This window comes from Bradyrhizobium sp. USDA 4472 (assembly GCF_054058595.1).
The window spans coordinates 5562394-5577101 of the sequence record NZ_JBSSAM010000001.1 but is presented as its reverse complement, the minus strand read 5'-3'; the positions used below and the strand labels follow the sequence as shown (position 1 = coordinate 5577101).

Here is a 14708-nt window from a genome sequence, read left to right as displayed (position 1 = left end):
TGATCTGCTAATGCATCATGTGTGACATCGGATCATCGTGATGCACCATGGTCGTCACGTGAACGACGGGATGCGGTGTCGGATCCACGATTTTCGTGTCGTTGAGGAATGCGACGATCTCCGGAGCAAGCGCGTGAGGATCGTTCCAGTGCCCGCCGCTTCCACCAGAGCATCCGCCCTGAGGGAGCATGTTCGCCTGAATTAGCACGGAATCGGAGTAAACCTGCCCATCGACAAAGGCCTGATCGGGCTTCACGGAGACGATCGACGCCAGGTTGAGGTCCATATCATGACCGGCAATGACTGACTGCTCCGCCGCACCATTCCCTATGAGTGGATTACCGGGCGCAGGCGACGTCTCCTCCTGCAGCACGTAGTTGCTGTCCTGTAGCAGATTGGTTTGCCAGATTGCGTTGACATCGTAGTAATCGCCAGTCACGTACAAGACATGAAGCGTTCCGCCGTAGCCGTGAATCTGAGATGCCAGCGATGGATCCATGCTGGTCTGGCCATTTTCGATCTGGTTGACGATCTGCTGAAGGCCGCCATTGAGCGGTTTGACGCTCTGGCCTCCGTATGTATCGATCGTCGCCGCATTGATGAGGTGGTTTCCGCCGAGACTGATTGACGGCTCACCAAGTCCGTCGGCGCCGCCCGCGCTATTCGCGGAGTGAATGATGTCGTTATTCACCAGGATATTGTACTGATAGATCATATTGGCGGAGTGGTACGATCCGCCCACGATGATCATATCGTACTTGAAGTCACCGTTCGTGAGCTGAGCCACGTTCATCAGCTGATTCTCGCCAGCCACAACCTCGTAGTGCGTGTCCGAGCTCTTCTGCTCGACGACATCGTTGTTGGAGAGGTAGTTGACCTGCGTCAGCGTGTGGACCTGGTGGTAATTTCCATTGACGACATCGATATCCCACGTTGCGCCAGGCGCTCCCGGAGATCCGGCATAAACCGACGCGTGCTGGACAAACCCGGCAGCGTTGGTCGACTCGTCGGGCGTAAAATGGACGCCGCCGGAGGTTTCGCCGCTGCCGCTCGTTTCGACATGATCTCTATTCGCACTGGCGTTGACCTGGAAGATCGCGTTCGTGGTGTAATCGTTTCCCAGCACGATCATTGTCTTGCAGGCGCTTCCGAGATCAACGATCTGCGCGGCGTTAGTCAGGTGATTGTCTCCGACATCGGCCCATTGTCCAAGCTGGTGACCAGTGTCCCCGGGCTTATGGTCGAGCGGCGATGTCAGATTTTGATGAAGAGCATCCGGCTCCGTCGCGTCGGGCTGCCCGTTCAATTGGTAGCCCTCCTTGACGGACGGGGGATTGCCTGAACCACCATGGCTGTTGTTCCAGTCCTTGTCCGCCGCGCCCAGTGCGGAAACGATCGCGGACGTGTCGTGCGGAAGCTTCCAGGATTCCGGAATGGCATCACTGACCTGGTGGATCATCGTACCAAGCAGTTGATCCGAAATCTGGATGAGGTGGTTCATGATCGGGGGATAGGTGGTCCCGATCAGGTCATTGCCGTCATTGAAAAGCGCGTTGACTTGATGAGTCTCAATCTCGCTTTGCTCGCCACCGGGGTGATACACAACCTTTACGTCGAAGCTGGCGCCGGCACCGCCTCCGCCACCGCCACCGCTGAAGAACGGCGGCGGCGCCGGCGGCGGCAGCAATCGATCTGGCGCGTCGGGGACGTCTGCCTCAGGCCATATTATTTTTGGCAGATGTGACTGTGGCACCCGAACGAATTGATGGGTGTCGTCCGGCAGGTTTCCTGGAGGTTCTACGGCGGTGGTCTGAAGATCGTCGAAGCTCAGTGGGGCGCTATTCTGTAGCGGGCGTGGCGTATCGTCCCCGTCGGCGGCACGCGCGCCGGGGCCTCCGTCAAGTTGCACACGATCGCGTGCTATGTCATCGAAGAGATGGAGGTAACCGGAAAAATAAGAGATTGCTTCCGTCAAGCCGCCCGGAATCATTGTCGATCTCCGCTGACAGATTGCGTCTCCGCGAGCTTAAGCGCACGTTGCAATACCGCTTGCTGCCAAAACGACGAGGCCCGCGCGGCTCGAAGCCGCGCGGGCCATGGAGACGACTAATGTGTGATGTCGTGCGCGTCGTGCAGGTCGTTCCCTGCCACCTGCATCGTCAGGCTGTTGAACTGGATGTTGGCACCCAGCGTGATCGTCTGCGTGAAGGCAGACTGCGTCAGGGCGGCGTCGGCGTGAGCGGCGATGCCGCTGGCGGACGTACCGGTGACGTCGCCGACATGGCTGTGGTCGGCACTGGAGTCACCGCCAAGGGCCTTGGCCTCCATGCTGAACCCGCCGCCATGCTCGGTCTCGCCACCGGTGAAGGTGACGTTCGCGTTCTCAACATGTCCATTGTTCACCAGGTTATTCACCTGATCGATGTTGAACTGGTTGCCGTCGCCGTTCAGCGTTTGGTTCACGACCTGCGGCATGATCAACGAATCGCTGAAGTGGCTCATGTCGTGCATATCGATCACCGGCGAGCTCAGGCCGGTTGCATGCAGATCGAGGTCGACCTTGACGTCCACGTTGACCTTGCTTTCGACGGTGTTCTCGACATTATTGTCGACAGCGTTGTCGACTTTGTTGTGAACGTCGTTGTCGTTGTGGTCGAAGTTGCCGTTGGCGTTCAGATTGCCGTTGGCATTCAGGTTGCCGTTGCCGTTCCAGTTGTCGTTGCTGTTGTCGCTCGAGTTGTCGCTTGAGTTGTAGAGCGCCTGCGAAGCAGTCTGCGTCTGATCCTGACCTTGGCCCTGACCCTGACCCTGGCCCTGGCCTTGGCCTTGTCCCTGCAGATTCAACTGGCCCTGGCCCTGTCCCTGCAAGTTCAGCTGGCCCTGAGCTTGGCCCTGTAGTTGGCCCTGTTTCTTGGACATGAGATACTCCTGTTTGGGTTTGGAGCATCGTCAACGTTCGCGGTCGCTGATCTTCTGCGTCTGCGGCCTCTCACGTCTTTCGATACTGCTCTGCGTTGAGCCGGGTTCTCCCGACTGCAGACATCGCCTGATGTCCGCGCAGCTAGCATCGTCCAAGTCCTGAGAGGCGTTCAAATGGCTTTCCGAAGTAGTCGGCGTGATCCGTCTACTACCATAGAGGTATCCCGGATGCTTCATTGCTGCAGGTGAGCCTCGAGCTTGGGCAGAAACTCCCAAATATCCCGATTGATGCGGATCATCGCGCGGACCGTCTCGGAAAGCGACTTCAGACGAGCCTCATCGACCGGTCGCGTTTCTCCAAACGCGAGGCTTGCGCGGGTCTGAACGACGCGCATGGATTGGGTCTGGACTATCTCGCCGCTCTCGTCGACCGCATACATGCAATGCGTGAGCTCGTTACGAACCTGCGTCGTGTCGTTGAATCGGTCGATGAGCTTGTTCAAGTCTCTATTAAGAGCTTGATCTCTAATCTTGATCTTGGCCAGCCGTTGAATCAAATCGAGACGGGCTCGCGTCGTGTTCAACGTGGCAAACACCAACGCAGCCGAGGCTTCGTCCGTACTAAGCAAAAGCATCAGAACGTAAATGAACAGGCTCTCATTGTTCGACCAATTGAAGATGAGATTGCCAATGAGCGCGAGAACGTTCGTTCTATGGCCGGCAGACTCCGGCGCGGTCGCCTCAAGCGCGCTGAAATCCGGTTTGGGAGGTAGTCTGCTCACAGTCATTGGCTTGACCCCCGCGTGGACGTCCCGACGACCAGCAATCCCTTGCCAAGCCGACGAACATTGGCATTCTAGCTTACTTTGACGCTACCGCGCTACGCTCGTTCGCGCCGACGGCCCGCTAGCAATGGTGGAAGCTCGATGCTGAGGTGGCTTTTTACAATGATCGACGTGGCCCGTGTGCGCAATGCCGCAGTCGCGACGATCCAGCCATTGGTTGAGGCAAGCAGATGCCGTCTCGACGACATTCCGAGTTCGATCTGGCTTGAGCCGTATATGATCGGGCTCCTAGGCATGCTGATCACCCTGGCAGCGGAGCGGCAAACGCGCCCAATCAAGGGGGCTGCGATGCGCCAGGTTCAGACAGAAGTATGGCGCACGATTACCGGGTTGGACTATCGGATAGGAGAAGAGATTATGCTTCTCAGTGCCAGCCAGGACGAGCAATTCCTCGCGGGGTGCATGGACGCCGCGAGCATAGCGTCCGATCTATACGACTACGAAGCGGTCGCTCCGCTCGGATTGGATGCCCCGAATCTACTGGGCTCTTCGCTCTCTGCCGATCAAGTCGCAGTTCGTCAGGTCCGGGACATCGTCCGATGGCGCGAGACATTCGACACCTACGTCATGCGTCGGCAGTAATGCCCTTATCGGGCTTCAGCGACTAATTCGATCCCGATCCCCAATTGATCCTCAAGTTGCCATTGGACCTGTCCCCATCATCAGTGCGGAACGTCTGCCCGGTCAAGAAGCCAGGCTGCTCGCTGCGCCACGAGCCGCTCGGTCTCGACGATGACGCGGCGGTCCGGCGCGCGGAAGCGATCCTGCTGCCTGCGTTCGATCGGGCGATACGAAGGTTGCGCCGAAGCTGCAGCCAGCGGTCGCCGTTACTGGCACATTGGATTGGGTGTTTGCGGAATATCGCGCCGTCGGCTGGGAGTGGTTGCAGCGTGAGAGAGATAACTTTGCGACGTTCATGGTCGAGCATTATCGAAAGCGAACCACCAATCAAATCATCAGTGGCGCTAAGAAACGCGCACCTATCGCGACAAGGAGGAGAACAGTGCGTGATCTCGGTCCGAATGGAACGGCAGCCCCGCTGGATTCACGGTCCGAATAAGGTCGCGTAAGTTCTTGAAATCATTGGAGCGGGTGAAGGGAATCGAACCCTCGTATTCAGCTTGGAAGGCTGCTGCTCTACCATTGAGCTACACCCGCGACAGGGGCTCCCTAACACGGCCGGGCGGCAGCCTCAACTACCCGAGGCACGGCTTTCGCCGGCTTTCCGGCCTTGCGCACAGGTCCGGTTCCCCCCAGCGGCGCCTCCCCTTAACAGGCACGGCCATCCAGCCTATATTGAGAGCTCCCGCAATCAACGAAAGGAGGTGATCCAGTGTCTTTTACCAAGCGCTGTCACCTCGCTGGGATCGCCCGCTAGGCTTTGAAAGAGGCTTGGCATCGGGGCGCTCTCAGCCCTGGACCAGCGAGCAAGAAATCGGGCGCGACGGGATCTTCCCGCCGCGCCTTTTCATTGGCCTGACCATTTCGCCGACATGGCGCGCATCCCTCAGAGCGCCGCCTCGCCCCCGAGCATTTCCCGGATCTTCCGCGACAGGTCAGCCTTCCGGTACGGCTTGCGGAGCAACGCCACGCCGGGATCGAGGTGCCCCTCGTGAACGATGGTGTTGTCGGCATAGCCTGAGGTGTAGAGCACCCGCACGCCCGGCCGACGGAGCCGGACAGCGTCTGCCAATTCCCGCCCGTTCATGCCGCCTGGCATGATGATGTCGGTAAACAGAAGATCGAAGCTCGCTCCCCGGTCGACCAACGCCAGCGCGGTTGCGCCATCGCTGGCGATCAACGTGCGATAGCCGAGGCTGCCGAGCTGTGCGATGACGTAGCCCTGCACCAGCGGATCATCCTCGACCACGAGGATGGTCTCGTGTCCATGCGTCAGCGCGGGCGCCGGCGCCGGCCCGGTTCCCGCGGTCGCATCGCCCGCCGATCGCGGCAGCAACAGCCTCACCACCGTACCGCGTCCCTCTTCGCTCTCGATCGCCACGGTGCCGCCAGTCTGCTTTGCGAAGCCGTAAACCATGCTCAGTCCAAGGCCGGTGCCGCGACCGACCCCCTTGGTGGTGAAGAACGGCTCGAACACGCGGTCGCGAATCTCGGCAGGAATGCCGTGCCCGGTGTCGGCTACCGCGACCATGACATAGGAGCCGGCTTCGCCGTCGCCATTGTCCGCGCCATCGAGCTCCCGGTTGGCGGTCTCGAGCGTGAGCCTGCCGCCGTCAGGCATCGCATCGCGCGCGTTGACGGCGAGATTGACGATCGCAGAGGAAAGTTGCGACGGATCAGCCATGGCCGGCCATGCATCATCAGCAAATCGCGTCACGATCTCGACATGCTCGCCAAGGATCGGCCGCAACAGCTTCACCGCCTCGAGGACGAGCGCGTTGACATCGATCTCGCGTGGCTCCAGCGGCTGGCGGCGGGCGAAGGTCAGGAGCTGCGACGTGATCTCGGCGCCGCGGGAGGCCGCATCGTCGATCAGCGCGGCGATCGAGGCGAGCTCGGGCTTGTCCGCGAGCCCCTCCTGGATGATCTCGATGGTTCCGATGATGACGGTCAGCACGTTGTTGAAGTCGTGCGCGACGCCGCCGGTGAGCTGACCGATCGCATCCATCTTCTGTGACTGGCGAAGCCGCTCCTCGGCCTCGTGCTGCGCGGTGAGATCGGTAGCGGAGCCGCGATAGCCCATGAAACGCCCGTCGTCGCCAAACACCGGCTGCCCGTTGACGCTGAAATAGTGCAAACGCCCGGCCGCATCGCGGCCGCGATACTCGAACTTGCGGAACGGCTCGTGGCGATCCAGCGTCGCCATGTGGTCGCGCCATTTCTGCGCTTCGGAGTTTTGATCGAAGGCGGCATCCGGACGTCGTTTCCCGATCACGGCCTTACTGTCCATGCCGAATGCGCCGGCCCGATCCGATATGTAGGTGAACACGTGATCCGGACCGGTTTCCCAGAACCAGTCGGAGGCGGTCTCGGCATAGTCGCGAAAGCGCTGCTCGCTCGCGCGCGCGTCGTCTTCCGCGCGCCGGCGGATCTTCAGATCACGATCGAGATTCGCGTTGGCCTCGCGGAGTTCGCCATAGGCACGCTCCAGGTTGGCACACATGGCGTTGAACGCGTCGATCACCTTATCCAGTTCGTCGGGATCGTCAGGAGGCCGGCGCTCCAGACTTAATGGCGGAGGCGGCCGCGCCAGAGTGTACTTGCTGACGAACTCGGCGATGGCGACCAGGTGCCGGGTCACCAGAATGTGGAACATGTAGATGATGAACAGCGAGACGAGGAACGTCTTTGCCGCCTGACTTGCCAGGATGACGAGGGCCCGGTTCAGCAGTTGCTGATAGATGTCGCTGAGCGTCGCCTCGACATGGAGCACGCCGATTGGACGCGCGGTCCCTTGAACGGTGTAGGTCAGCGGATAGTCGCGCGTCACGACCGAGCGGCTAACGGGTTCGCCGACGGCAACACGGATGGGATGCGGCCGATCGGCGATCTCGCGAACCTCGGCGGCGCGGAGACCGGGCAGCCGCAGGATTCCTTCGAGCTGGAGCTTGAGCTGGTTCTCGTCGAGACTCCACAGGCTCTCGCCGAGGCTGCCCGTGGTGCTGCGACCGACCTCGTCGAGCCTTGTCTCGATCACGCCGACTTCGCGATCGTAGTCCAGATACAGCTGCAGCGCAGTCAGGGTCAGCGTCACGACCGAGGAGAACAGCAGCACGGCCGCAAGCAGGCGTGGCCCGACACCGCTGCGCGCCCCCTTGGATATTCGCGACAAAAACGTCGCGAGCACCGGGGGCGTAAACGCAACCCCGATAGTGCTCAAATCCTGCTCCGCAGCCGCCGGCGCAACAGCGCGGCTGCGATCGGGATTCTCGTCACTTGCCTTGCCCATGCACCCCGTCCCGGAAAATGGCGACATTCCTCTTCGGCCTGCCGGTCGCAGCCGCACACAATTCAACGGTTTTGATTCTCTTTCAGCACGCGTCGCGCGCAGCAATCCTGCCGGCCCTTGGGCGATCTGGGGTCGGCGGGGTCATATCTTGCGCCCAGCGGCAGGATCTTGGCGCAAACTATCACCTCGCGTGCTACAATGACATTGGTGATATCAAGGATAATGGCAGCCGAGCGGTGAGCTTGTGGCTCCGCGGAACGGCCATCTCCGGTAGATGGCGCTCGCATCAGAACTCAATGGTAGCAAGGGACGGCCGAGAAGCGCTCATGTGGCAGATCATCATCATCTGCCTTTCGCTGTTTGTAGCCGGTTCATCCCACGCGCAGTCGGTCATCCGGCTGGCTCGGATCGCCGACATTCCGGATCAATATGTCGGCGGCGAGCTTCTGCGCGCCGTCTACGCCAAGCTGAACATCAAGCTCGAATTCGTGGACGTCCCCGGCAAGCGGGCGCTCGCGCTGTCGAGCGCCGGTGCGGTCGACGGCGAAATCCAGCGGATCGGAACGTTGTCGGCCGAATACCCGACGCTGCTGCAGGTGACGCCAGCGATCAACTACATCGAGCCCGCCGTGTTCACGACCAAGCTCCATTTCGACGTGGATGGCTGGAATTCGATCAGGGCGTTCCGCATCGGAATCGTCCGCGGCGTCGGCTCGTCGGAAGCCGGGACGCGCGGCATGGACAGGGTCACGGCGACGATTGGCATCGAGAATTTGATCAGGATGCTCGATGCCGATCGTTTCGACGTGATCGTCAGCGACCTCTTCAGCGGGCTGGTCGCCGTCCGCAAGCTTAATCTCCAGGGCAGAATCTATCCGCTCTCGCCGCCGCTCGAGCGTATCCGCATCTTCCATTACCTGCACGAGAGCCACCGCGACCTCGTGCCGAAGGTTGGACAGGTGATCGCCCAGATGGAGGCAAGCGGCGAGCTGGCGGCGCTGCGCGAGTCTCTCGTCAAGCAGGTGCTGAGCGCCCCCTGACGATGGCGGCCTCGAGACCGCGAAACCGCGCGCGCAACGCCGACGCCGCAATCCGCGCGGCTGAGAAGCCGAAGACGGCGAGCACAGACGCGCGCTTGCCGCGGCGGCTTTCGACGATGCGCTCGCTACCACTCTCGACCGAACTGCCTAAATTGCGATGATGGCCCGCCCGGTCGTGCAGATCGGCAAGCTCCGACGTCCCTGCTCGCCGTGCATCACAGGGCGCCTCCGATGAGCGATCAACTGCTGTTGTGGCCATCAGTCGCCTCGACATTGGCGAGCGTTCACCCCGAGGGCGGCAATCGGGTTCCAGGGACGGTTTCACCCGGCGCAATATTTTCAGTCTCCCCATTGTCGGCTGCGGCTACGATGATACCGTCCTCGAGCTACGTGCCCAACAGAAGAGGTGGAGATGCTTTACGCGATCCTGGCTTACCACGTGGAAGGCGAGATTTTGTCGTGGACGCCGCAGGAGGACGCCGCCGTCGTCGCCAAAATCATCGAGGTTCAGGAACCCTTGAGGGCCAGCGGAAATCTTGGGCCGGCCGCCCGTCTGGATGACACAAGGAAAGCCCACACCTTGCGTGGCCCCGGCGCGGGAGTCGTCCTGGATGGGCCGTTTGCCGAGACCAAGGAGCAGCTTCTGGGCTTTCATCTCGTCGACTACGACACGGATGAGGAGGCGATCGCGGCCGCGCGCAAGCTGCGTGAGGTCAATCCGAGTGCGGTTTACGAAATCCGACCGATCAAGCTTTACGTCCCGGCCGATGGGTTCGGCGCGCCAGCGACAAAAGGATGATGGATCGCGCGGCGCTTCAGGTCTCGCCCGCCGCCGCCGTATCCAGGCGGCGGCGGATCAGCAGCGCGCCAAAGGCCAGAAACCAGAAATAGGACGCATATTGCGGGGCGAACGCGGCCACTACGGTCCCCGGAACCAATGCAGCCAGCGGAAACAGGGCCGCGATCAGCTGGGAACGGAAGCCTCGCATCACGAGCCACCACAACCATGCATTCAGCCCGGCGATGACGGAGAGATGCAGGCCATACAGCACGGCCACGGCGCTGCTCCTGTCGTAATTGCCATAGAGTCCGTTGGTCACCGGCAGCAGGACGATCGACAGCAGGAACACCAAGTTTAACAGCACGACGTGGCGGCCCGCTTCCGGTTGGCGGGCGAGCCGGCGGTGATGGCTGATCCAGAACACACCGGCGATGATGAAGCTCAGGATCAGGCCGGTCAGGCGCCCGGAGTAGAGTTGGCCGAGATCGCTCCATGTCGGCATCGCCTTGAACTCGCCCGCCTTGGGCAGATCATTGGCGAGCAGCGTCATCGCGACACCAAAGACGGTGTTGCTCAACGATTCCAGCCGGCGCATCTCGAAAAGGTCGGGCGTGGGATCGGCCATCTCTGCAAATCCGTCCGGGCTGGAACTTGAGCTGCCCTCTCCCCTAAATCCTCAGGCGGCTTGCGTCCAGCCGCATTGCGATTCGCCCGGGGATCGTTGATTCTGGCGGCATCACACTGGGGCGATTCGTGACGTCATATCTGGACACGCTCAATGCGGAGCAGCGCCGCGCCGTGGAGCATGGCGTGGCCGACGGCGTGACCGTAGGCACTCCCCTGCTGGTCATTGCGGGCGCGGGCTCCGGCAAGACCAACACGCTTGCCCACCGCGTCGCCCACCTGATCGTCGCGGGCGCCGATCCACGGCGCATCCTGCTGATGACGTTCTCCCGCCGCGCCGCCGCCGAGATGGCCGGACGCGTCGAACGCATCTCCCGCAAAGTGCTCGGCGAGAACAACGCCGCGATCATGCGCGATGCGCTGACCTGGGCCGGCACCTTCCATGGCATCGGCGCGCGGCTGTTGCGCGAATATGCTGAGCGGATCGGCGTCGATCCCGCCTTCACCATCCACGACCGCGAGGATTCCGCCGACCTGATGAACCTGGTCCGGCACGAGCGCGGGCTGTCCAAGACGGAGAGCCGCTTCCCGGCCAAGGGCACCTGCCTGTCGATCTACTCGCGCTGCGTCAATGCCGAGATGGAAATCGAGAAGGTGTTGGGGACGCACTATCCCTGGTGCGCTGGCTGGGCCGCCGAGCTGAAGGGGCTGTTCGCCGCTTACGTCGAGGCAAAGCAGGCCCAACACGTGCTCGATTACGACGATTTGCTGCTCTACTGGTCGCAGATGATGAGCGATGCACTGATCGCTGACGAGATCGGCGGACGCTTCGATCACGTGCTGGTCGACGAATATCAGGACACCAACCGCCTGCAATCCTCGATCCTGCTTGCGCTGAAGCCGGACGGACGCGGGCTCACCGTGGTCGGCGACGACGCGCAGTCGATCTATTCATTCCGCGCCGCCACCGTGCGCAACATCCTGGATTTTCCGCAAAGCTTCTCGCCGCGCGCGGAAATGATCACGCTCGACCGCAACTATCGCTCGACGCAGTCAGTGCTGGCGGCGGCCAACGGCGTCATTGGGCTGGCACGCGAACGCTTCACAAAAAACCTCTGGACCGACCGGACCTCGTCACAGAAGCCGCAGCTCGTCACCGTCCACGACGAGGCCGACCAGGCCCGCTACATCGTCGAGCAGGTGCTCGCCAATCGCGAGCAAGGCGCGCTGCTCAAGCACCAGGCAGTGCTGTTCCGGACGTCCTCGCATTCGGGTCCGCTCGAGATCGAGCTCGCCCGCCGCAACATTCCGTTCGTGAAATTCGGCGGGCTGAAATTCCTCGACGCCGCCCACGTCAAGGACGTGCTGGCGCTGCTGCGCTTCGCCGAGAACCCGCGCGACCGCGTCGCAGGCTTTCGCATCCTGCACCTCTTGCCGGGCATCGGTCCCGCCACCGCGCAGCGCGTGCTCGACCAGATGGCGGAGAGCATGGACCCGCTGCACGCGCTCGGCCAGCTTGCCGCGCCGCCGCGCACCGGCGCTGATTGGACCGACTTCGTCCGTACTGTCGAAAACCTGCGCTATTCGGAATGGCCTGCGGATCTCGAGCGCGTGCGGCTCTGGTACGAGCCGCATCTCGACCGCCTCCACGAGGACTCCGAGACGCGCCGCGCCGACCTGATGCAGCTCGAGCAGATCGCGAGCGGCTATTCCTCGCGCGAAAAATTTTTGACCGAGCTCACGCTCGATCCGCCTGACGCGACCAGCGACAAATCAGGGCCGCCCTTGCGTGACGAGGATTATTTGATCCTCTCGACCATCCATTCAGCCAAAGGCCAGGAATGGAAATCGGTGTTCGTGCTCAACGTTGTCGACGGCTGCATGCCCTCCGACCTCGGCGCCGGCACCAGCGCCGAGCTCGAGGAGGAGCGCCGGCTGCTCTATGTCGCGATGACGCGCGCCAAGGACGATCTGCACCTCGTGGTGCCGCAGCGCTTCTTCGTCCACGGCCAGGCCGCCAAGGGCGACCGCCACGTCTACGCCTCGCGCACCCGCTTCATCCCGGAGCAGCTGGTCTATCTGTTCGAGCGCACCGCTTGGCCGAAGGTCTCCGCGGCTGGCACGCGCGCTGCATCGCAGGGACCGAAGATCGACATCGGGGCGCGGATGCGGGGGATGTGGCGGTAGACGCAAGAGATCAGTCTCAGGGCCTGTCAGGATATCAGGAACAACAGAGGTCCTGACATGAAAGCCGTCGTCGTCGAGCAGTACGCCCCTATCGATCAGATCGAACTGAAGGACATCCCGCACCCGCCAGTGGAGTCCGGACAGTTGCGTATCCGGGTGGAAGCTGCCGGTATCGGCTTTGTCGATGGCTTGAAAGTTCAAGGGCTCTACCAAACCAAGGATCCCCTGCCCTTCATTCCGGGGACGGAATTCGCGGGTGTTGTCCAGGAGGCGCCCGGCGCACCGGGCGGCTATCAACCCGGCATGCGCGTAATGGGCATGACGCGGTCGGGCGCACTCGCCGAGGAGATCGTGGTCAAGCCCGATGCGCTCCATCCCTTGCCGGACGGCGTCACCGCCGAAGTCGCCGCATCGTTTCGCGCCAATTACCTGACCGCGCTCTATGCGCTGAGCGGGCGTGCCACGATCGTTGCGGGCGAGCAGTTGCTGGTGCTGGGCGCTGCCGGCGGCACCGGCACCGCGGCCGTGCAGATCGGCAAGCTGCTCGGCGCTCGCGTGATCGCAGCGGCATCGACAGCGGAGAAACGTGAATTCGCGCAGGCGCACGGCGCCGACGCCGTGATCGACTACACCCAGGCCGGCTGGCGCGACACGCTGAAGGAATTGACCGGAGGACACGGCGCCGACGTGATCTTCGATCCCGTCGGCGGCGAGATCTCGGTGCAGGCCTTTCGCTCGATCGCCTGGCGCGGGCGCCATCTGGTCGTCGGCTTCGCCGGCGGTGCGATCCCCGCCCTGCCGTTCAATCTCCCGCTGCTGAAAGGCGGCGCGCTGCTTGGCGTCGATCTCGCACAGATCCCCACGCGCGAGCCCGATGTGCAGAGGCAACTGATGTCGCAGCTGACCGGCTGGCTTGCCGAAGGCAAGCTGAAGCCCGCAGTCGGTCGCGTGTTCGCGCTCGAGGAGTTTCGCGAGGCTTTCAAGACGATGCAGACGCGCGCAGCACTCGGCAAGATGGTGGTGCGTATGCCGGGATAGGCCTCACAAACGGAAACCGAGCATTTCCGAAAGCCGCCTTGTCGCGCGGCGTCGGTCCATTAAATCTGGCCGATCCTCCCCACAGAGACCTGATCGATGACTGCACCGCTCGAATTCGGACTGGATACCTTTGGCGACGTCACCAAGGACGCCACCGGCAACATGCTTGCGCATGCCCAGGTGATCCGCAACGTCGTCGACGAAGCGGTGCTGGCGGACGAGCTCGGCCTCGACTTCATCGGGCTCGGCGAGCATCACCGTTCCGATTTTGCGATCTCCTCGCCCGAGACCGTGCTCGCGGCCATCGCGTCGCGCACCAAGCGCATCCATCTCGGCTCCGCCGTGACGGTGCTGAGCTCGGACGATCCGATCCGCGTCTTCCAGCGCTTTGGCACGCTGGATGCGCTCTCGAACGGCCGCGCCGAAGTGATCCTCGGCCGCGGCTCGTTCACTGAATCCTTTCCGCTGTTCGGCTTCGATTTGGGCAAATACGAGGAACTGTTCGAGGAGAAGCTCGACCTGTTCGCCGCATTGCTGTCGCAGAAGCCGGTGACGTGGCAGGGCAAGCTGCGCCCGCCATTGAAGGATCAGCTGGTCTATCCGCCGGTCGAGAATGGTCAGCTCAAAGCCTGGATCGGCGTCGGCGGCAGTCCGAAATCGGTGGTGCGCGCCGCGCATTACGACCTGCCGCTGATGCTCGCCATCATCGGCGGCGATCCCGAGCGCTTTGCGCCTTACGTCGACCTCTATCACCGCGCCTACAAGGAGTTCGGCCGTCCCGCGCAGCCGATCGGCGTGCACTCCCCCGGTTATGTCGCCGAAACCGATGAGCAGGCGCGCGAAGAGCTGTGGCCCGACTACAAGGCGATGCGCGACCGCATCGGCCGTGAGCGCGGCTGGCCGCCGATGGGCCGCGACGAGTTCATCAGCGAAGCCGAGCACGGCTCGCTCTATGTCGGTGCACCCGAAACCGTCGCACGCAAGATCACCAAGACGGCAAAGGCGCTCGGCGTTGCCCGGTTTCAGCTGAAATACTCGGCGGGACCGTTGCCGCATGAGAAGCTGATGAAGAGCATCGAGCTCTATGGGCGCAAGGTGGTGCCGATGGTGCGGGAGATGATGGGGTAGTGGGCTGAGACAGCCCGCCAGGCCGGCGAACGGCCGGTAAGACTAGTCTTCGACCGACAGCAGTTCTTGTTGCCAAAGATGCGGCTACAGGACAGATCAGCATTGCGGGACGGCCGGTACGCATCCTCACAGGACGATGTCGAACGCGTGGCCGCGCCCGTGAAATACGTTTGCCGTGCCAGCCGACGACTCCTGCAATGGCAATCTGAGGAGGGTGCCCGGCACGAGGTCAGTCA

The 14708-nt window shown here is 62.2% G+C and carries 11 protein-coding genes and 1 tRNA gene; 6 read left to right on the top strand and 6 right to left on the bottom strand.

The genetic code is table 11. The features are described 5' to 3' along the window. Positions 1-7: 7 nt before the first annotated feature. The 3 genes from ACVWZ4_RS26055 to ACVWZ4_RS26045 form a co-directional block, all read right to left on the bottom strand. Positions 8-1990: a hypothetical protein gene (locus tag ACVWZ4_RS26055; protein ID WP_456741488.1), complete on the bottom strand. Its 1983-nt coding sequence runs from the start codon at positions 1988-1990 to the stop codon at positions 8-10. Positions 1991-2106: 116 nt separating this feature from the next. Continuing rightward, positions 2107-2919, bottom strand: coding sequence for a hypothetical protein (locus tag ACVWZ4_RS26050; RefSeq protein WP_456741487.1), 813 nt, complete (start codon positions 2917-2919; stop codon positions 2107-2109). Positions 2920-3152: 233 nt separating this feature from the next. Next, entirely contained in the window at positions 3153-3707 is a 555-nt protein-coding gene (locus ACVWZ4_RS26045) for a hypothetical protein (RefSeq protein WP_456704194.1), read from the bottom strand. 159 nt (positions 3708-3866) lie between these two features. Between ACVWZ4_RS26045 and ACVWZ4_RS26040 the strand changes: the two genes are divergently transcribed. Continuing rightward, positions 3867-4346, top strand: coding sequence for a hypothetical protein (locus ACVWZ4_RS26040; protein ID WP_456741486.1), 480 nt, complete (start codon positions 3867-3869; stop codon positions 4344-4346). A 502-nt stretch (positions 4347-4848) separates the two neighbouring features. Here the strand turns inward: ACVWZ4_RS26040 and ACVWZ4_RS26035 are convergent. Both ACVWZ4_RS26035 and ACVWZ4_RS26030 read right to left on the bottom strand, forming a co-directional pair. Beyond that, a tRNA-Gly gene (locus tag ACVWZ4_RS26035) sits at positions 4849-4922 on the bottom strand. A 349-nt stretch (positions 4923-5271) separates the two neighbouring features. Next, positions 5272-7674: an ATP-binding protein gene (locus ACVWZ4_RS26030; RefSeq protein ID WP_456741485.1), complete on the bottom strand. Its 2403-nt coding sequence runs from the start codon at positions 7672-7674 to the stop codon at positions 5272-5274. Positions 7675-8000: 326 nt separating this feature from the next. Between ACVWZ4_RS26030 and ACVWZ4_RS26025 the strand changes: the two genes are divergently transcribed. Next, a complete protein-coding gene (locus ACVWZ4_RS26025) occupies positions 8001-8714 on the top strand; it encodes a substrate-binding periplasmic protein (RefSeq protein WP_456741484.1) in 714 nt (237 codons plus the stop codon). A gap of 412 nt (positions 8715-9126) precedes the next feature. Next, positions 9127-9513 (top strand): YciI family protein, encoded by a 387-nt coding sequence (locus ACVWZ4_RS26020; protein ID WP_456735487.1) that lies wholly within the window; start codon positions 9127-9129, stop codon positions 9511-9513. A 16-nt stretch (positions 9514-9529) separates the two neighbouring features. Here the strand turns inward: ACVWZ4_RS26020 and ACVWZ4_RS26015 are convergent, their stop codons facing one another. After that, positions 9530-10120 (bottom strand): TMEM175 family protein, encoded by a 591-nt coding sequence (locus tag ACVWZ4_RS26015; RefSeq protein WP_456735488.1) that lies wholly within the window; start codon positions 10118-10120, stop codon positions 9530-9532. Between the two features lie 128 nt (positions 10121-10248). Here ACVWZ4_RS26015 and ACVWZ4_RS26010 point away from each other — a divergent pair, with 128 nt between their 5' ends. The 3 genes from ACVWZ4_RS26010 to ACVWZ4_RS26000 all read left to right on the top strand — a co-directional run bounded on the left by ACVWZ4_RS26010 (position 10249) and on the right by ACVWZ4_RS26000 (position 14472). Beyond that, positions 10249-12306 carry an ATP-dependent helicase gene (locus tag ACVWZ4_RS26010; RefSeq protein WP_456741483.1) on the top strand — a complete coding sequence of 686 codons (2058 nt, stop codon included), beginning with the start codon at positions 10249-10251 and terminating at the stop codon, positions 12304-12306. Between the two features lie 57 nt (positions 12307-12363). Continuing rightward, a complete protein-coding gene (locus ACVWZ4_RS26005) occupies positions 12364-13344 on the top strand; it encodes an NADPH:quinone oxidoreductase family protein (RefSeq protein ID WP_456741482.1) in 981 nt (326 codons plus the stop codon). A 96-nt stretch (positions 13345-13440) separates the two neighbouring features. Next, positions 13441-14472: an LLM class flavin-dependent oxidoreductase gene (locus tag ACVWZ4_RS26000; protein ID WP_456735491.1), complete on the top strand. Its 1032-nt coding sequence runs from the start codon at positions 13441-13443 to the stop codon at positions 14470-14472. Positions 14473-14708 lie beyond the last annotated feature (236 nt).

What these genes read in the sequence shown, in the direction of transcription:
- ACVWZ4_RS26015 (WP_456735488.1), bottom strand. Translation starts at nt 10,120, where the DNA reads ATGGCCGATCCCACGCCCGACCTTTTCGAGATGCGCCGGCTGGAATCG.
- ACVWZ4_RS26000 (WP_456735491.1), top strand. Translation starts at nt 13,441, where the DNA reads ATGACTGCACCGCTCGAATTCGGACTGGATACCTTTGGCGACGTCACC.
- ACVWZ4_RS26025 (WP_456741484.1), top strand. Translation starts at nt 8,001, where the DNA reads ATGTGGCAGATCATCATCATCTGCCTTTCGCTGTTTGTAGCCGGTTCA.
- ACVWZ4_RS26055 (WP_456741488.1), bottom strand. Translation starts at nt 1,990, where the DNA reads ATGATTCCGGGCGGCTTGACGGAAGCAATCTCTTATTTTTCCGGTTAC.
- ACVWZ4_RS26050 (WP_456741487.1), bottom strand. Translation starts at nt 2,919, where the DNA reads ATGTCCAAGAAACAGGGCCAACTACAGGGCCAAGCTCAGGGCCAGCTG.
- ACVWZ4_RS26020 (WP_456735487.1), top strand. Translation starts at nt 9,127, where the DNA reads ATGCTTTACGCGATCCTGGCTTACCACGTGGAAGGCGAGATTTTGTCG.
- ACVWZ4_RS26030 (WP_456741485.1), bottom strand. Translation starts at nt 7,674, where the DNA reads ATGGGCAAGGCAAGTGACGAGAATCCCGATCGCAGCCGCGCTGTTGCG.
- ACVWZ4_RS26040 (WP_456741486.1), top strand. Translation starts at nt 3,867, where the DNA reads ATGATCGACGTGGCCCGTGTGCGCAATGCCGCAGTCGCGACGATCCAG.
- ACVWZ4_RS26005 (WP_456741482.1), top strand. Translation starts at nt 12,364, where the DNA reads ATGAAAGCCGTCGTCGTCGAGCAGTACGCCCCTATCGATCAGATCGAA.
- ACVWZ4_RS26045 (WP_456704194.1), bottom strand. Translation starts at nt 3,707, where the DNA reads ATGACTGTGAGCAGACTACCTCCCAAACCGGATTTCAGCGCGCTTGAG.